Annotated in this window: 22 protein-coding genes and 2 pseudogenes; 13 read left to right on the top strand and 11 right to left on the bottom strand. The window is 60.9% G+C overall.

The window, feature by feature from the left end:
- The 3 genes and pseudogenes from M729_RS01000000135825 to M729_RS0126705 all read left to right on the top strand — a co-directional run.
- A pseudogene (locus tag M729_RS01000000135825) lies at nt 1-459 on the top strand (hypothetical protein); the annotation flags it as partial.
- 34 nt (nt 460-493) lie between these two features.
- A pseudogene (locus M729_RS01000000135830) lies at nt 494-711 on the top strand (hypothetical protein).
- Nucleotides 708-932: a DUF768 domain-containing protein gene (locus tag M729_RS0126705; protein ID WP_027163386.1), complete on the top strand. Its 225-nt coding sequence runs from the start codon at nt 708-710 to the stop codon at nt 930-932. The pseudogene M729_RS01000000135830 and the gene M729_RS0126705 overlap by 4 nt, the downstream one beginning before the upstream one ends.
- Before the next feature lie 59 nt (nt 933-991).
- Here M729_RS0126705 and M729_RS1000000139405 read toward each other — a convergent pair whose 3' ends face one another.
- Nucleotides 992-1,294, bottom strand: coding sequence for a hypothetical protein (locus M729_RS1000000139405; RefSeq protein ID WP_032809429.1), 303 nt, complete (start codon nt 1,292-1,294; stop codon nt 992-994).
- A gap of 515 nt (nt 1,295-1,809) precedes the next feature.
- Here M729_RS1000000139405 and M729_RS1000000138555 point away from each other — a divergent pair.
- The 9 genes from M729_RS1000000138555 (at nt 1,810) to M729_RS01000000135840 (ending at nt 7,798) form a co-directional block, all read left to right on the top strand.
- Nucleotides 1,810-1,950, top strand: coding sequence for a hypothetical protein (locus tag M729_RS1000000138555; protein ID WP_156949337.1), 141 nt, complete (start codon nt 1,810-1,812; stop codon nt 1,948-1,950).
- Nucleotides 1,947-3,518, top strand: a complete 1,572-nt coding sequence (locus M729_RS0126720; protein ID WP_027163387.1) for a DUF4942 domain-containing protein — start codon at nt 1,947-1,949, stop codon at nt 3,516-3,518. Before M729_RS1000000138555 ends, M729_RS0126720 begins: the two co-directional genes overlap by 4 nt.
- Before the next feature lie 207 nt (nt 3,519-3,725).
- The gene (locus M729_RS0126725; RefSeq protein ID WP_027163388.1) at nt 3,726-3,947 is read left to right on the top strand and encodes a hypothetical protein; all 222 of its coding nucleotides are present in this window, start codon (nt 3,726-3,728) and stop codon (nt 3,945-3,947) included.
- Complete coding sequence (locus M729_RS0126730; RefSeq protein WP_027163389.1) at nt 3,932-4,378, top strand: hypothetical protein; 447 nt, start codon at nt 3,932-3,934, stop codon at nt 4,376-4,378. The genes M729_RS0126725 and M729_RS0126730 overlap by 16 nt, the downstream gene beginning before the upstream one ends.
- Before the next feature lie 106 nt (nt 4,379-4,484).
- Nucleotides 4,485-5,081, top strand: a complete 597-nt coding sequence (locus M729_RS0126735) for a hypothetical protein (protein WP_027163390.1) — start codon at nt 4,485-4,487, stop codon at nt 5,079-5,081.
- Nucleotides 5,082-5,364: 283 nt separating this feature from the next.
- Complete coding sequence (locus M729_RS0126740) at nt 5,365-5,904, top strand: hypothetical protein (RefSeq protein WP_027163391.1); 540 nt, start codon at nt 5,365-5,367, stop codon at nt 5,902-5,904.
- Nucleotides 5,901-6,224 carry a hypothetical protein gene (locus M729_RS0126745; RefSeq protein WP_027163392.1) on the top strand — a complete coding sequence of 108 codons (324 nt, stop codon included), beginning with the start codon at nt 5,901-5,903 and terminating at the stop codon, nt 6,222-6,224. Before M729_RS0126740 ends, M729_RS0126745 begins: the two co-directional genes overlap by 4 nt.
- 141 nt (nt 6,225-6,365) lie before the next feature.
- A complete protein-coding gene (locus M729_RS1000000138560) occupies nt 6,366-6,740 on the top strand; it encodes a hypothetical protein (protein ID WP_156949338.1) in 375 nt (124 codons plus the stop codon).
- A gap of 206 nt (nt 6,741-6,946) precedes the next feature.
- Nucleotides 6,947-7,798, top strand: coding sequence for a ParB/RepB/Spo0J family partition protein (locus M729_RS01000000135840; RefSeq protein WP_050596351.1), 852 nt, complete (start codon nt 6,947-6,949; stop codon nt 7,796-7,798).
- Nucleotides 7,799-8,319: 521 nt separating this feature from the next.
- Here the strand turns inward: M729_RS01000000135840 and M729_RS0126765 are convergent.
- From M729_RS0126765 to M729_RS1000000138970, 10 genes are all read right to left on the bottom strand, one after another.
- Nucleotides 8,320-8,595: a hypothetical protein gene (locus tag M729_RS0126765; RefSeq protein WP_027163394.1), complete on the bottom strand. Its 276-nt coding sequence runs from the start codon at nt 8,593-8,595 to the stop codon at nt 8,320-8,322.
- Entirely contained in the window at nt 8,592-9,302 is a 711-nt protein-coding gene (locus M729_RS0126770) for a hypothetical protein (RefSeq protein WP_027163395.1), read from the bottom strand. The genes M729_RS0126765 and M729_RS0126770 overlap by 4 nt, the downstream gene beginning before the upstream one ends.
- Entirely contained in the window at nt 9,299-10,339 is a 1,041-nt protein-coding gene (locus M729_RS1000000136630) for an SAM-dependent methyltransferase (RefSeq protein ID WP_245267640.1), read from the bottom strand. The genes M729_RS0126770 and M729_RS1000000136630 overlap by 4 nt, the downstream gene beginning before the upstream one ends.
- 63 nt (nt 10,340-10,402) lie before the next feature.
- Complete coding sequence (locus M729_RS0126780; protein WP_027163396.1) at nt 10,403-10,762, bottom strand: hypothetical protein; 360 nt, start codon at nt 10,760-10,762, stop codon at nt 10,403-10,405.
- A 90-nt stretch (nt 10,763-10,852) separates the two neighbouring features.
- Nucleotides 10,853-11,173, bottom strand: a complete 321-nt coding sequence (locus M729_RS0126785; protein ID WP_027163397.1) for a hypothetical protein — start codon at nt 11,171-11,173, stop codon at nt 10,853-10,855.
- Nucleotides 11,173-11,598 carry a hypothetical protein gene (locus tag M729_RS0126790; RefSeq protein WP_027163398.1) on the bottom strand — a complete coding sequence of 142 codons (426 nt, stop codon included), beginning with the start codon at nt 11,596-11,598 and terminating at the stop codon, nt 11,173-11,175. Before M729_RS0126790 ends, M729_RS0126785 begins: the two co-directional genes overlap by 1 nt.
- The gene (locus tag M729_RS0126795) at nt 11,588-12,280 is read right to left on the bottom strand and encodes a hypothetical protein (RefSeq protein ID WP_027163399.1); all 693 of its coding nucleotides are present in this window, start codon (nt 12,278-12,280) and stop codon (nt 11,588-11,590) included. The genes M729_RS0126790 and M729_RS0126795 overlap by 11 nt, the downstream gene beginning before the upstream one ends.
- On the bottom strand, nt 12,281-13,186 hold the full coding sequence (locus M729_RS1000000136635) for a helix-turn-helix domain-containing protein (protein WP_084652733.1): 906 nt from the start codon (nt 13,184-13,186) through the stop codon (nt 12,281-12,283).
- Between the two features lie 466 nt (nt 13,187-13,652).
- A complete protein-coding gene (locus M729_RS1000000138565; RefSeq protein WP_156949339.1) occupies nt 13,653-14,207 on the bottom strand; it encodes a hypothetical protein in 555 nt (184 codons plus the stop codon).
- Nucleotides 14,176-14,394: a helix-turn-helix transcriptional regulator gene (locus M729_RS1000000138970; protein ID WP_084652726.1), complete on the bottom strand. Its 219-nt coding sequence runs from the start codon at nt 14,392-14,394 to the stop codon at nt 14,176-14,178. The genes M729_RS1000000138565 and M729_RS1000000138970 overlap by 32 nt, the downstream gene beginning before the upstream one ends.
- A 111-nt stretch (nt 14,395-14,505) precedes the next feature.
- Between M729_RS1000000138970 and M729_RS01000000135855 the strand changes: the two genes are divergently transcribed.
- Nucleotides 14,506-15,102, top strand: a complete 597-nt coding sequence (locus tag M729_RS01000000135855) for a helix-turn-helix transcriptional regulator (RefSeq protein ID WP_032809431.1) — start codon at nt 14,506-14,508, stop codon at nt 15,100-15,102.
- The last annotated feature ends 284 nt before the right edge of the window (nt 15,103-15,386 follow it).

Here is a 15,386-nt window from a genome sequence, read left to right on the forward strand (position 1 = left end):
TACCGGACGCAAATCATAATCGAGGACGGCACGGCCCGAGCGATCACCCGAAGGGGCTACGACTGGTCATTGACGTACAAGACGATAGTCGAGGCGGCGGCAACCCTTTCCCCCAAGTCGGCAATCATCGACGGCGAGGCAATCGTCCTCAACGGGAAGGGCGTGTCGGATTTCCANTCGCTGCGGTCCGCGATGCGATGGGCGCCGGATCGGATTATCTTCGTCGCCTTCGATCTACTGCACCTGGACGGGGTCAACCTGCGCCCAGCACCTCTGCTGGAACGTCGGGAAAAGCTGCTCGAACTCGTCGGGCCTGCCAAGGGCGTGATCCAGTACAGTCATCATGTGCATGGCGGCGGGGCCGACTTCTACGCCGCGGCAGGCGAGACGGGCTGTTTCCGTTCGGACCTTTCCGCTAAGAGCGGGCATGTGCAAGCATCAAGAATTATCAATAGTTAGCGGAACCTAATATCGCGCCGAATCTTGTGCCGAGATGAGCGCGCGCGGAATCAACTTTCTCCATGGATGACGAACAACGTTCCGGAGACGACCAAGGCCGACGTTATTGCCGTTGATGAACTCACGCATAAGCTTATAGCCGACGCCAGGTCCTTGGGGATCAAACGGGAAGAAATAGACGAGGAGGTCGACAGCCTCTATCGCACTATCCTCGATGCCATCGTCCACTATGATCCTGGCTTGGCCGAATGACCGCTCGCGGCCGCAACTTCCTCAGCGATTGGATCGCGAGCCATCTGCCGGTTACCACAACCGGCGACCCAATCGCCGCCAGCGACCTTGCGGACCAGATGATGGACGCCGCCCGAGATGCTGGAATCAAGCCTACCGAGATTTATGAAGAGGTCTGGAGCGTATCCGAAGTAATGTTCGAGGCGATACGAAAACGCCCGAGGCGCCTCGCGACTTTATAGCAGGTTATTCTCCAAGCAGCCGAACGCAGTGGGCACGGATTTCCGGCATGCGGTTACACCTAGACTTTAGATTTCCGCCAGCCAGCCCACCAAGCTTGCCATTGGGAGCAAAACCACCGCTCTCCCTTGGCTGGGCTGACGACCGTCTCGTTGTAGTATCGCTGGCCGGGCAGGTGATAAATGCGCTCGCCTGTCTCGACGCTGATATTGCCCTTGATGATGCATCCATCCGGCGCGCGCGCTGTGAAATCGCCCTGTCGGTGCACGGTAGGAAGGCGATGTTGGTCAATCTGCGGCAGGAAGTAGCCGGCGGTTGCAACGCCGCAGAGCAACGCCGGAATTAGCGCCCGCTGCTCTAGCAACGAACGTCTACGCCGCCTTCTAGACTTAGACGCCTTCTGCCCCTGTAGGCTCCCCCTCTCCCCAACGGGAGAATGCGACTCTTGGGGGCTAGAGTCCAGAACCGGCCTGTTTCACCGGCCACAGCGCGCCGGAGACTTTTCAATTGATTGGCGCCGACGCCGATCCAAGGGTCTTTTGTGGTGTAACCCACTTGTAACCAAATTGGTTACAAGTTAAGCTGTTGTGGTTACAAAGTAATTCCTGCCACAGAGACCAAAATGCCCTTCTACTTCTACTGCAACGACTGCCTCGCACCCTGCCGCTGCCACGATTCCGAGCTTTGCGCCGGATGCCGCGAGCGCCGCGCCGACAGCATAGCGGCCGAAGAAGCCGACTTCGCTTTCGATCTCATCGAATCCAGCGAGGGAGGAGCAATGCCAGCCAGAGCATAGCCCGAGAACACAATCCCTTTTGAAACCTCGGCGGGAGTCGTCCCGCCGACCGTCCATACCCCCTACCACAGAGACCCCAGACCATGACCAAGCCAACCGAATACGAGTTCACCCTGCCGGACGGCAGCAAGCGCTACGAGATCGTGATCGATCGCAAAGATGTCTTCGTCTTCCAGAAGATGCAGCGCGCCGTCAGCGCCAAGCCGGTCGAGGCGAAGCAATGAACGCGCTGATCCCGCGCAACACCGTCGAGCAGATCGTGGCCTATCGCGATGCAGCGGTGGCTGCCTATCACGGCGCGTTCGCTTCGATCGAGCAGGCCGATCGAGAGTTGAAGAAGGCCGCGTCGCTCTGGAAAGCGGCCGCCGGCGATCATGCCTCCTCTCGATACGGAGAGCGCGACAACCGTGAGGTAAGGGCTTTCTTCGAAGCCGTCGACCTGCCCGACGCTGAGCAATGGAAGCGCACGGCAATCCGCCTGATCGACATTTCGTGTTGGAACTATCTGGTCAAAATGACCGACCTCGAAATCCTCATGGACAAGCAGGCCAAGGACGAGCTGCGCGACACGTTGAAGTGGGTGCCGGAGCGCTACGACCACCGCCATGGCGACGGCAAGGCGCTGGTCAATCTCGACGAGATCATGGGGATTCCGCCGGTCACGGTCGACAACGTTTATGCCACCATCGACAAGTGGGCCGGCGAATCCGAGATGATCTTCCGGCGCGGCATCGCCACTGCATTCTCGAAGCTCGACCGGCGTTTCCGCTCGCATGACGGTTTCAAGGTCGGTAGCCGAATGATCCTGACCTATGCCTTCGACCGCGACCATGGGCACGTGTCCTATGGTGGCACGTGGGACACCGTGCGCGACATCGAGCGCACCTTCTCGGTCCTCGACGGCAAGAAGCCGTCGTACAACAGCATCGAGAACGTGGTGCGCGCCGAGCGCAAAGGCTTTCAGCCCCAGCAGTCGGAGCATCACGGCGAATATTTCAGGATCCTCGCCTACAAGAACGGCAACGCCCATCTCTGGTTTACCCGCGACGACCTTGTCGTGAAGGTCAACAAGATGCTCGCCGAATACTACGGCGAGGTGATCGGCGACGGGCAGACGCAAGAGCCCGATGACCTGTTCCGCAACCGGAAGACCACGCCTGCGCGGAACTTCGGATTCTTCCCGACACCGGACGGCGCGGCCGAGGAAGTGCTTAAGGGCGTGCCCCTGTTGCAGCCGATCGAGAAGCCGCGGCTGACCGTCCTCGAGCCCAGCGCCGGCACGGGCAATCTGGCGCGGCGCTGCGTCTCCAGCATCAAGGACTTTTCCGACCATTACGGCTATGGCCAAGCCGACCGGATGGACAGGTGGCGCAAGGAATACCGCTTCGACAACCAGGTCGATTGCGTAGAGATGCAGGGGCCGTTGGCCGCCGCGCTCCAGGCACAGGGCATCTATCGCAAGGTGTACGCCGCCGACTTCCTGTCGCTGCGCCCATCAGTCACCGGGCTTTACGATCGGATTGTGATGAACCCGCCCTTCGACATGGAGCGCGATATCGATCACGTCGTGCACGCCCTGGGTTTCCTCAAAGACGACGGTCGCCTTGCCGCCATTATGTCAGCCGGAACCGAGTTCCGCGAGACCCGCAAGGCCATCGCCTTCCGCGCGCTGATCGAGAAGCTGAACGGCAGTTTTCACGATCTGCCTCACGGCTCTTTCGCCGAAGTCGGGACCTACGTGAACACAGTCACCGTGAAGGTCTGGAAGAACGGCCGCCGAAATCACTTTTAGGTTGACCCAATTGTAACCATTTTGGTTACAATATAGATCATAGTTGGCACCACGGAGACTTGCCCCATGATTCCCCTACGAACCCCACCCGAAAGCGAGGAGGACCGGCGGCGCCGGCTTCCTTCCATCACGCAGGCCCTCGATATGTGGTCCTCGTGGCACTGCGACTGGTCGCCTCTCGGAGCCACCGGCATTTACAGCCTAGACATGCAGCTCGGCGACGCGTTTCGCCATCTGCTCTACCGGCCCGTGCTGCGCGACAGGCTGGCATGGATTGAACGCCAGCTGCGCCGGCCGCGTCGCCGCGATCGGGACGACCGCTACCAGGCCGAGCTGATGAAATGGTGGCTCGACCTTTTCGAAGTCGAGCAGGCGCCCGTCATCGATCGGCGTTCGAGCGCCAGGAGGTTGCAATGCGCTTTATCCTGATCGACGCCGGCATCCGCAAGGTCTTCGACATGATGACCCCGCACCGCATAGACCAGAATTTCATCGCTCGAACCCTGCGCCGCGATACCGTGGAGCGCGTCGAATTGGCCGATGATCTCGATCTGTGGGTGTCATCCGAGCCGGTGAGACAACGGTTCCGGTTCTTCGCCGACGGCCCGGAATATGTCGGGAGCGGCATGCTCACCGGTCGCACTTGGCTCGGCGACTTCAAGAGCTTGCCGCGCTGGCTGACCTATGAGGCAATCAACGGCTGGGTGGCCTGGCCGCGCTGCTACGACGTCCCCCAGGCACGCCGGAAAATACAACGGCCGACCGGGTTGCCCCTGATCGGCCTGCCTCTCGACCCCTACCACAGAGTCTTGCCCGAAAGCGCGAGAGATAACCTCTACCTAATGCAGATGTATGGCTAGAGCAACGCACCATAACGGCACCAGATGGGTCTATTTTGGTTGCTGCAGAAGTTCCAAAAAATTTACAATCGGACCTGTCCAAACCCCTACCACGGAAGGCGACTCGATGCGCATTTTTACCTCAAGCTGGTTCACCCCCCTGCCCAGCACCATCCAGAAAATCGGCGTTTCCAGGGGAACACCGCGAGGCTACCCCGCCGGCTATCGCAAGATGCCGGAGCTGGCTCCAGGCGAATGGTTCAAGACCGCCAGCGAACGCGATTATAAGCAGCTCTATTTCGAAAGCCTCGCCAAGCTTGATCCCGGCCGGATCGTCGCCAAGATGGAGGATCTCTCGGCCGGCAAGGATTGCGCGCTGCTCTGCTACGAGGCCCCGAGCGACAACCAGTATTGCCATCGCGCCTACATCTCGGTGTGGCTGAAAGAAAAGCTCGGACTCGAGGTTTTCGAATATGGCCTGGAGGCCCAGGGTTGCGCGTGGCAGCATCCCAAGCTGCCGGCGCAATACCGCTTGCGCGAGCCGCCTCAGCCTCTCCAGGTGGCCCCCTACCTCGGCGCAATGGCACCCGACGCCCAAGGCCGCACCTGGACCGTGATTGGCATCAATCCAGAGCAGGTCGACCAGGCGCTGGTGCAGTCGGAAGACGACAAGCGCTCGATCTCCGTGGAAGTCCTGCAGAGCCGGTTCCAGCCGATAAGCTGATGACCTGCGAAGTGATTGAATTTATTGGCTTTTTCTGTTGGTGCCACTTGTAACCGATTTGGTTACAAGCTAAGTTATTGAAGTAGCTTAGAAATCTGGACCAATGTCGCAAAGCCGCTTCCTTTCACCACTGCAGTCTTTGTCAGAACAACCCGACGAATGCGGGCTGGCAACTGGTGACTTCTCGCTCATTCATCCGGCGGCCGAAAGCCGCTCGGGAGCGCGGGCCGGGCTTAGCACAGCCGCATGCGCGACTTCGTCATCCCCTACCACGGAGAAAGCCATGACCACACAACAACGCCTCGCCCATGGAACCCGCGTCATCGATCGCGACGGCTTCATCGGCTCCATCTGCAACACGACCGACCACGACGGTTCGTTCTGGTACGACGTCCGATTTGAGCGCGGGGACGCGGTTCGCTACCCTCGCGACTTGCGCGTCGTCATCGACGACTTTCCCGCATACGCGATCGTCGACGACAAAGATCGGAAGTACCTCGATGGCGAGACGATCGCCGTCCCCTTCAAGTCGGCCCGGCATGGGATTTTGTACAGCTTTTATCAATTGGGCTCGGTCGCAGCATACGCAGTCAAGAACGGCGATGACGTCGAGGCAGCCATCGCGAGAGCCCGGTCGCTAGGCCACAAACTGCATTACGCGTTTGGGCTGGCGACCTCGCTGACGGCATGGGAGCGGCCGAAGGAGATCGTGCCCGGCTTCGATATCGGAGACACGATCCGTTTCGCAGGCAAGCTATTCAGGATCGAGCGCGCCCCAAATCAGAATATCGGGCTTGTTGAAGTCGAGCCGGTGTCGGCATGACGGCGGCCCGGTTCCACAACGCCCTGCGCATCCTTCTCGGCCTGGACGGCTATGACCTGATGAACGCCGGCGTCGCCGACCAGAATTGGGGAACGCCAGAGGCGTCAGAGCGCGACCAGATGGGCGCATTCCTGGAGGATCCTGCCCGGGAAGCGCTCCGCATGCCAGATGCGAATTTCGACCGGCTCATGGAGCTAGTCGAGAGCCGCCAGCCGCCGGCGCCGGCCGCCACAGATCGCCCCGGCGATCAGGCCTCCGTCTATGCCGAAGAGACCGGCATCGACTACGCGACCGCGCTTGTTCACTGCAACATGGATTGAGAGAGCTATTGGCAAACAACAAAACGTTACGCGCACCTAATAGACGGCCGGGCCAGGACGGCAGTAGACCTGATCGCGTCAGGCGTCCGTAATGAAGATACAGCGGGCATCGATCAACAGCAGAGAAAGTGCTCTATCGCCATGAAACTCATGAAACTCCCAGCTCTTCTCCCCGCCAGCCTTCTGGTACTGGTGCTTGCATCGTCAGCGCACGCGGACTCTTGCCCATACCGACTGCGTTTCAATTTCGGCGCAGACGCCACCGGCAGCGGCATGGCCCACAGCGGCCAAAAATGTGTATTCCCCATCTTCGTCCATGGCTCTGGCAGCAACTCAAGTATGAAAATCATTTCCGCGGCTGAGCATGGCGTCGCCACAGCGCCGAACCGCTCAAGCATCACCTATCATTCCCAAAGCGGCTACAAGGGTGCCGACACCTTTGTTTTCGCCGTTACGGGCAAAAACGCCGAGCGCTCTGGTACCTCGAAGATTACCATGAATATCACGGTTGATTAAACCGGGGTGCGATCAACGCGAATTTCACTGCGCTGTTAGAGAAAAGAGGCGGCCCGTTGCCGCCTCTGATCGGCTCCCCAACCATCACCCCTTTTTCTGGGCGCCATCGTGGAGAACATTTCCTTGTAACCCACTTGTAACCGTATTGGTTACAAGCTAAGTTATTGTTGTTACAAGGAAACTTCCCTACCACGGAGACCAGGCCCATGAAAAAGCGCATCCCCCTCGACCAGGTTATCCCTAACCCCGAACAGCCGCGCAAACACTTCGACCCGATCAAGCTTCGCGAGCTGGGGGAATCGATCCGGGAGCGCGGCCTTATCCAAGCCATCACGGTTCGCCCGATCGACGGCAAATTCATGATCGTGGGTGGTGAGCGCCGCTGGCGCGCTCACCAGATGATCGAGGCGGCCGACATTCTCTGCGAGGTCGTCAAGATCGACGACAACGAAATGGCGCTGCAGGCGATCGTGGAAAACCTAGCCCGTGCCGACATCAAGGCGATGGAAGAGGCCCGCGCGTTTCAGGCGATGCTTGACCGCGGCTGGACGATCGAGAAGCTGGCGAAGGATATCGGCGTGCAGCCGGCGCGCATCACTGCCCGCACGGCGCTGCTCAATCTGGACGAGACCATCCAGTCTCTGGTCGACAGCAACCAGTTCCCGCTCGGACACGCAAACTATCTGGTCGACCTTCCCAAGCACGACCAGATGCAGATCGTGAAACTGTTCACGAGTGGGAAGCTGAAAGACTGGTCGGGCGTCCGCGCTGCCGCGCAATCGGTCCGCGACCGCATCGAGCAGGGCGGCATGTTCGACGACAGCATGCCCGAGCCGTCGAAGGACGATATCGCAGCCATGAGCAGGATGGAGAGGACGGTCGAGCGGATCATCACCGCGATTTCCGGCGGCTTCAAAGACGGCGAGTGCGTCGCGCTGAAATCGGTCGACCCGACCAAGGCCGACAAATGGGCCGACACGCTGGCGGCAGCCTCGCGCACGATCCGCACCATGGAGGCTCAGCTGCGCCAGGCACATGCCCGCTCGGTGCTGATGTAGATGCCGTCAACTCCTGACAACCAAGGGTTAGCAGTTGATAACAAATCAGAACGTTTACCGATCATTTCGTGAACGGACGCCCGTCGTAGCCGAGCCGCACAACTCACAGCGACGTGTTAGGTTGAACTTTGAGAACCCGCACCGCCGGCACCCGTGCCTGCGGCTGTGGTAGGGAGGGGCAGCGGATTGGTCTCCGCTGCCCCATTTTTTTGTCGAGTGTAGAGGCACCGCCAGCGCGCGTCAGTCGCCGGCCTTCCCGTCACTCATGCGACGGTCGTATCGCTCGTCCTTGCCCGCCTCCGACGGCGCAGTGTTCCCTTTTGAGAGTTCCCTATCTCGCAGCTTGGCGCAACGCTCACAGCACTGCGAGTTGATCTCCGGCGACAGCCAGCCCGCCGGCGCGTCCTGGGCACCGCAAAGCGAGCGAGCGAGTCCAACTCCAATGCGGCGAAAATAGTGAGGAGTCCCGGCGACGCCCCTCTTTGCCCACCCCTCGGTGAAACCTTTTTTGTCAGTCATGGCTATCGATGCTCCACCGGAATCATCCGGCCCTTTCGAAAGATGCGCTCGGCCGCGTCGCGGGCGCTGGTGATGGTCTCGCCATCGCGCCGCAAATGCCCATTGAAGTAGCGCAACAGGTTCTCAGTGACGGCCTTCCACGCCTCCAGCTCGGTCGGGAAGACTCGAGGCGCACCACAGGGGCCAAGCACCGGCTCCGCTCGGCCATCCTCGGCGAAGCGCAGCATGGCGTGATGACCGCCCACGACCGGCGTGGTGAAGCCCGCGAAATGGTTCAAAGCATGCTCTCCTGGCGGACAGAGTTCGGGTGTGGGGGAACGATCTTTCGATCGGCGAAGATGGGCTCGTCAGCCTCGGCGAAGGTGCGGGCGCGGAGCTGCTTGCAGACGGCGCGCTCGATCTCTCGGCCGTTCATCAGCTGGGAGAGGTCTTTCGCCAGCTTCGACCCGGACGTCTTTGACGTGCAGGCGATGCGGTGCTCGCCGGCAACCGCGCGGATCTCGTCGCTCCAGAGCAGGTGGATCATCCGGTGATACCAAGGCACCTGCGCAGAGAAGGGTGCGCGCCAGTGGCGCCCGCTGGTCAGCACCGGCTCGGGATAGGTCCAGAGGTCGTAGAGGCGACGGCTTACGCCCGAAAGAGTCGCGTCGAGCTTGCTCGGAATCGTCGTGCGATAGCCATGCTTCGGGTGCGGCTCCGACATGCCGGGGCTCGTCGTCCATTTCGAGTGCGCGGCGATGATCAGGCCGTGGCAGCAAGGCCCGAAGAACTTCACCTGGTCGGACAGCCGCGAGAGGGTGTCGCGCTCGGATTTGATCTCGCAAATCCAGATCCTGTCAGGCTGCACCGCGACGACGTCGGCGCGAGCTGCGCCGCCCTCCACGTTCATCTCGTGAATGATCCTGGCATCGGGCCACAGCTCGCGGAATCGCGCGACGACCTTCTGGCGGATTTCGATCTCAGCGAGGGAGCGGGTGTGCTTCATGCGGCAGCTCCCGGCTGATAGTCCTTCCAGTCAACGCGATTGATGACCGTCGGACCGGCATATTCGCCGACGAGGTTCTGCTCCCAGACGAACCAAGCCGTATTCATCCGGCTATTGGCCTCGTTTCCGTCCCAGCCGTCGCGATGCATCATTGGCAGGCGGCGGGAGAAGACGTGCACGCGCGCCGGCATGCACTCGTCCATGGCGTAGTTGCGGTCCGGATCGTCGAAGCCGCAGAGGAAATTCAGGTTGAGCAGCAGCGCCATTTTCGGCGGCCGATGCACGCGCAGCGCGTGCGCGACGAAAGCGTTGAGTACCGAGCCGTAGGGCGGGTTGGTGGCGATATCGTCGCAGTCGTCGCCTGCCTCACTGGTGACGAAGTCCTGCACGGTCTGCAGGACGCCATGGCGATCGTGCGTGCCATAGTCGACGAGGTCGGAGAGTACGACGTCATAGCCGGCAGCCTCCAGCATGCTCGAGATCGCGCCTCGGCCGCACGCCGGTTCCTTGACGCGCGCGCCGAAGGTCTCCAGCGCCAGGAGCGTGTGCATGGCTTCCGGACAGGTCTCGTAGAGATTGTTGCCGCGCTCGGCGGCGCTGGCGCTGTCCGTGCCGATCGCCACGCGCAGGTTGGCCCGACTCGGCTCGAGTCCAACAGCGACGCGGCCGGCGATGGCACGTTCCACGATGCCAGGATCTCGGCGTTCCGCGTCGGCCAGCTTGCGCGCCTCGTGGATTTCCCGTCGCGTCAGTCCTGCCTCGGCCGCTGTAAAACCGTTCTCAGATGGAACGGTTTTCTTCGGTCGCCCGCCCTTCGACGCCTCGCCCGATTCCTGAGCGGCCGACCATTCGGTGGCGATTGCGATCTTGGCGCGAGTCTCGATCAGCAGGGCGTCGGCCTGGAGCCGCCGCGCCTTGGTTATCAGGTGTTCGCCGGCGTGGAAGCGCGTGGCATAGCTGCCTGCCGCCTTCGCCTGGTCATAGGCGCCGGAGGCCAACATGCGAGCCGAGGCGACGTCGCCGTCGTCGAACAGCATTCGGGCTCGCTCGATGACCTGAGCGAGTCCGGAGGCGTCAAAGGGGACAACGGCATCCATGGCTTATGCCATTTCCGCCAGCTTGGCCCGGGCGGGATCGAGCACCTCGAGTGTCGTCCTGATCTGGTGAAGATCGGCGTCGGTCTCTTGGTGGCAATTGTCGCGCACGAGTTTCGCCTGAGCGATGACGCGCTCGAACTCAACCGTCGCGGCAGCCTTGACCGCCTCCAGCTCGGTTTCCTTGGTGCGCATCTGATCGACAAGACGTTTCAGCGATATGCCGGTGGTGGCGATCATGTTGCGAACAGTGGGCTTCACCTCGCTCGTGTCGCGGGCCAATTCCTCGTCGACCGCCTGCGAGAAATCTTGCTCGACTTCGGCCAGGTCGCTGCCGGTAGCTTGTACGGTGGGCATGTTGTCCATTTCACTGGATCCTCAGGTGAATGCCGCGACACGACACGCGCGGAATTGCGCGGCCGCGAAGACGGCGGATGAAACGGGAAAGGCGCGCGATCATTGCGCCTGATCGCCGTATTGCTCGGCGACGACGGCCCCGACGATCTCGTCGATCCATTCGTCACGCCACCACGCGGTTTTGCGGTATGTCGGAAGGTTGCCAGGCGCAGCCGCCATCCCTTTGCCGTAGCCGCAACATCTGGCGATCCCGATCTTGCGAGCGTCGGGGAACGCTTCGGTCAGAGCTGCGAAAGCCAGGTGCCGCCCGCGCGCCTCGCGCTGCGCGACTTGGCCGAGCGCCGTCAGGACTGGACTCGTCTCAGCAAGCCGGCAGGCCGTGACGATGGCCAGGGCGATCTGATCAGCGGTCGGGAACATCAGATGACCCCCGCCGCAAACCGGTCAGCTTCCCGATCGGCCTGCCCTTTGAGGAATGCGAGCAGTTCGGCATGGGACCAGACGGCCGAGCGCAGCGAGCCGGCTTCGGCCAGGAGCACGCTGTTCAGCGTTTCGCGACTGGCGCGATACCAGTGCTGCCCGAGATGGACGTTCGCCAGGAAGCGCTCGGCCGCAAGCACAAGGGTGCGCGCCACCGCCAGCCCCGGCGTCCAGAGGACGTGGGCGAAGTGAAGCCTCTCCCATCGACCGGGTTGCAGTTGCGGGAGGAGGGCTTCGATGTTCTCGGCCGGCCCAAGCCGGAACACGCCAGGATCGGCATCGAAGCCGACGGCGCAGACCGCGGCATAGCCGGCGTTCTTCCGGCGCTTCACCAGGTTGCGCGGCGTGGCGATGTCAACCGGCATTTTCTTGCGCCTCGCGCCGGCGACGGTTTTCCTCGCGCTTGCGTTCTTTCCGGCGCCGCTCGATTTCCCGGACCGTCAGACGACGAAAACCACGGCTTGTGCGGACCAGCCCGAATTCCTGCTCGATGCCGGCGAGGATCTGCCCCAGAACCCGGCTCTTGATGTCGTGCAGCGACTGCCTCGACATGATGTCGACGCGGTGCTTGTCCCAGACGCGGGTGCAGAACTCCGCGCCATTGCCGCCGGCGTGAGCGAGGAATGTGCGCTTGTAGCGCAGCGCGTCCTGGCCCTGCCGCCCTGCCCGCACGAAACGCAGCAGGTCCATGATGTCGACCATCCGGTCGGCGGCCGACTGGTGAACCACGATCCGAACCTCGGAGGTGTCGTATTGGGCCATGCCGTCTTCAAGGCGCGACCGTTCCCGGATGAAGGCTTCGCCCTCGGTCTCTCGCGATGAAGGCATGGCCGACCCGACCCGCGATACCATGCGACGCTCGACGTTCTGCATCTGGCGTTGCGTGTCGACGGCATCGGCGAACAGCAGCCAGAGCAGGTCGCGTGGCGTCGGCAAGCCTCGCTTGTTGCTGGCAAAGAAGACGCCCTCGGCGTGCCGCATGTGCTCGATGAAGCGGTCGATCCGCTTCTCCTTGTCCGCTGGGGTATCGAGAAAAAGACGTCCCATTCAATCAACCCCGAGCGCCGAAGCAGGTGCCGTTCCAGTTACAGATGTTGCCATTTCGGTTACACGTTGGGCAAGCGAAAGATCGCTCGGCCACCGTGTTTTCCGCACCAAGCGACGATGCTTAACCGTGCTTTCCACGCCCCTGTCGCCATATTGACGACGAATCGAGCCCAGCCATTCTCCCCACTCCGGCCGGTCAGGCGTGATGACGAAATCGCCGTCCTTGTCGATCGGCGGCCCGCCATGAAATTCGAGGAACAGCTGCTTTTTCATGAAAGGGATCATGTGGGGCTTTTCCTTCCGAAGGATCATGGCCGTTCGATAGGTCTCAGCTGTCGCAATCGCCATGGCCCGGTCGTCAGCTCCAAGGTTGGCGAACGTCTTGGCAGCCGCTTCCCAGCTATCCGGGCGCATCTTCTCCGGCCATGAATCCCACAAAATATCGAAATCCCCCCCGCCTCGCGCGTCAGCGCGCCCTGGAGGTTCTCTTACTGGTTCTCTTACAAGGTTAGTGTCCGGATTCCGGACACGGCTATTGGCATTTTCCGGACACGGCTTTGCCTCTTTTCCGGACACGGCCCCGTGTCCGGATTCCGGACTCGGCACCACCACATCTTGTGCCGCGACGAAATCGGCCTCGAACGAGAACCGGTACCGCGTGTTCTCCTGCTGCTTGGTGCGGGGGTTGATATTCTGCTCGCGGCGGATCAGGCCGATGCGCTCCAGGATCTTGAGATGTTCGTTGAGGGCAGAGCGCGACATCTCGCAGTCGTAGGCAAGCTTGTCCTGAGAAGGGAAGCAGCCAAGGTCGGGGTTGTGGCGGTCGCAGAGGTGCCACAGGACGACCCTGGTCGCCGGCTTCAATCCACGCTGAGTGATGGCCCAATTGGTCGCAGCGTGGCTCATGCCCCGGCACCATGGGTGGACGGCGCGCAGGCATATCCGCAGCGCCGCCACGGATAGCCTGACCCCGCTTCTTTTTGTTTTTCCACGTACATGTCGCTCTCTCAACGTGAGGAGCGGCAATGCCTACAAGTTACAAATGGTATTGCCGTTCAGTGTTAGTTCAGAGTCTAGCTAAGTGACGTAATCACAGCCGACAGGATTTGCTTGGTCATAGCAGTCCCGACAGTCTCGCCAAGATATGCCGCTGCTGCCACCAGATGCACCCTTGCCGCTCGCTCCGCTGCGGCGCTTCCGATACTTCTGGCCGTCACACAAAAATCGGCCATGACAGCCTTTATTTCGCCGTTCAACGAAGACCCGACGCCCGTCTGCTGCATTTTAATTAAATCCTCTCGAAATGTTTCGGCTCGAAACATTAGCGCGCCTGAATAGGGCCAAGTCATTTCGGGAGGAAATCAACAGTCCGTCACTCGGCTCTGGCCGACGTCTTAGTGGCATCGGCGAAGGGATCGTTAGCCGGCACCAGCGTGGAACCTGCCTTTTGGCAGAGCCGGTTATACCGGCCGAGAAGTTCGAAGATGGCTTTGCCGTTCCAGTTGGACGCATTGCCATACCAAGCCTCTCGCACGCGCCAGTGGCCGCGCGGATAGCCCAGGTTGTCGCAGGCGGCATTGATCTGCGCTTTTATGCCCATGCCCGGTTTGATCGGACCCGCGGCCTTGAAGACCACGTCTTGTAGTTCAGCTGCAATGTCTTGCATCGATTCCTCACGAACAACAGGAGAAGGAACGACGAACAGTCGGGATTCTCGGATGCCCTGTCGGACACCTCCAACGATTTCCACGTCATAGTTGCCCCCTGTGTAAGGAGGCTGCAGATGAGCGACGAGGACGATACCTGGATACCCATGGGCCTCGCGGCCTGGGGCGTGGTCGAGAATGCCGACCGGCTTCGGACGGATAGAGGCAACTTGTTGATTATAACTCGGGCTAGGCCGAAGCCTGTCGCTTCGCAACGACATCAGCAGCCTCCTTGCCCAACCAGTCGCTTCCCGTCACCGCGCCGTCAGTCATAACGACGATGCGGTCCAGATATGGTTGCTTGGGCATCCTGCCGCCTTCATAGCGGTCGACGGAAAGTCGGGTACAACCGATTTTCCGGCCGACCGCGGCAGCGCTCAAACCGCGCTCGAGGCGCCACTTCTTCAAGGGATGATCAGCTTCCATGTTTACGATTTGGCACCAATCTGGTTACACGTCAAGGATTGTAACCAGATTGGCACAGTTTCGCGGGCAATTAAATTGCGGTACCGACGAAATATGAGCAACGGCATCAGGCATTTCCGCGAGAAGAAGGGCATCAGCAAGGCTGAACTTGCGCGACGCGTTGGCATCACCCGTCAGCACCTCGGCCGCTTGGAAGAGGATGAGCGCAAGCTGTCGGCAAAGTGGGCTGAGAAAATAGCTCCCTTCCTCGATTGCGCGCCGCAAGAGCTGTTGTTTCCGGAGCTTGCCCAGATTGATCTGGCCAAGTTCAACAGCGTGTTCGAGATCCTCAAAGGCAATGAGCCAAGGCCGGAATTGCCTGCGCTGGCGATCGACACGAGCTTCCTGGAGCGGATGGTGCCAGACGTGTCGGCGCATAACCTTCGGTTCATGATGGTCGACGCCTACCAGGCCAACGGACTTGTAACCAAAGGGGATGCGCTTGTCATCGATACGGATGACAACCAGCCGAATCGGCCGGGCCTTTATGCGCTCGATATTGCCGGTGTGGTGCAGTGGCGGTACCTCTCCCCGACGACTTCTGGCACCGTACAGGTCCACAGCGACACCAGCGCTGCGAACAATGAAACCGTCAATCCGAAGGATTTGAAGGTCGTGGGTCGCGCCCGCCTCAGGATTTCAACTTTGTGATGTGATTTTTTTTGCCCGTGTTGTAACCATTTTGGCTACAGCCCTTGCAAAAGGTACCAAATCGGTTACGATCTCTTCACGCAGAAGGATCGCTAGACCGATGGCCCAGTTCCCCCTGGTTGTATTTCTCCATCATGGCTCGCGGTCTGGTGTCGAGTATCTGCGTGTTCCCGGCCGGGTTGGTGCCCTCACCCCCGTATACCACCGCCAGCACCAGCTCGGCCGGGTCTCCCCAATCTGACAGCAGACCGCACCCACGACCGCTTTGTCGTGCCCGGAGTGGT

It is taken from the genome of Mesorhizobium sp. WSM1293 (genome assembly GCF_000513875.1).
Classification (GTDB): Bacteria; Pseudomonadota; Alphaproteobacteria; order Rhizobiales; family Rhizobiaceae; genus Mesorhizobium; species Mesorhizobium ciceri.

Excerpts from the sequence above, each read along its gene's own strand:
- M729_RS0126705 (WP_027163386.1), top strand. The coding sequence starts at position 708 with ATGACCGCTCGCGGCCGCAACTTCCTCAGCGATTGGATCGCGAGCCAT.
- M729_RS1000000138555 (WP_156949337.1), top strand. The coding sequence starts at position 1,810 with ATGACCAAGCCAACCGAATACGAGTTCACCCTGCCGGACGGCAGCAAG.
- M729_RS0126720 (WP_027163387.1), top strand. The coding sequence starts at position 1,947 with ATGAACGCGCTGATCCCGCGCAACACCGTCGAGCAGATCGTGGCCTAT.
- M729_RS0126725 (WP_027163388.1), top strand. The coding sequence starts at position 3,726 with ATGCAGCTCGGCGACGCGTTTCGCCATCTGCTCTACCGGCCCGTGCTG.
- M729_RS0126730 (WP_027163389.1), top strand. The coding sequence starts at position 3,932 with ATGCGCTTTATCCTGATCGACGCCGGCATCCGCAAGGTCTTCGACATG.
- M729_RS0126735 (WP_027163390.1), top strand. The coding sequence starts at position 4,485 with ATGCGCATTTTTACCTCAAGCTGGTTCACCCCCCTGCCCAGCACCATC.
- M729_RS0126740 (WP_027163391.1), top strand. The coding sequence starts at position 5,365 with ATGACCACACAACAACGCCTCGCCCATGGAACCCGCGTCATCGATCGC.
- M729_RS0126745 (WP_027163392.1), top strand. The coding sequence starts at position 5,901 with ATGACGGCGGCCCGGTTCCACAACGCCCTGCGCATCCTTCTCGGCCTG.
- M729_RS1000000138560 (WP_156949338.1), top strand. The coding sequence starts at position 6,366 with ATGAAACTCATGAAACTCCCAGCTCTTCTCCCCGCCAGCCTTCTGGTA.
- M729_RS01000000135840 (WP_050596351.1), top strand. The coding sequence starts at position 6,947 with ATGAAAAAGCGCATCCCCCTCGACCAGGTTATCCCTAACCCCGAACAG.
- M729_RS0126770 (WP_027163395.1), bottom strand. The coding sequence starts at position 9,302 with ATGAAGCACACCCGCTCCCTCGCTGAGATCGAAATCCGCCAGAAGGTC.
- M729_RS1000000136630 (WP_245267640.1), bottom strand. The coding sequence starts at position 10,339 with ATGCTGTTCGACGACGGCGACGTCGCCTCGGCTCGCATGTTGGCCTCC.
- M729_RS0126780 (WP_027163396.1), bottom strand. The coding sequence starts at position 10,762 with ATGGACAACATGCCCACCGTACAAGCTACCGGCAGCGACCTGGCCGAA.
- M729_RS0126785 (WP_027163397.1), bottom strand. The coding sequence starts at position 11,173 with ATGTTCCCGACCGCTGATCAGATCGCCCTGGCCATCGTCACGGCCTGC.
- M729_RS0126790 (WP_027163398.1), bottom strand. The coding sequence starts at position 11,598 with ATGCCGGTTGACATCGCCACGCCGCGCAACCTGGTGAAGCGCCGGAAG.
- M729_RS0126795 (WP_027163399.1), bottom strand. The coding sequence starts at position 12,280 with ATGGGACGTCTTTTTCTCGATACCCCAGCGGACAAGGAGAAGCGGATC.
- M729_RS1000000136635 (WP_084652733.1), bottom strand. The coding sequence starts at position 13,186 with ATGAGCCACGCTGCGACCAATTGGGCCATCACTCAGCGTGGATTGAAG.
- M729_RS1000000138565 (WP_156949339.1), bottom strand. The coding sequence starts at position 14,207 with ATGTCGTTGCGAAGCGACAGGCTTCGGCCTAGCCCGAGTTATAATCAA.
- M729_RS01000000135855 (WP_032809431.1), top strand. The coding sequence starts at position 14,506 with ATGAGCAACGGCATCAGGCATTTCCGCGAGAAGAAGGGCATCAGCAAG.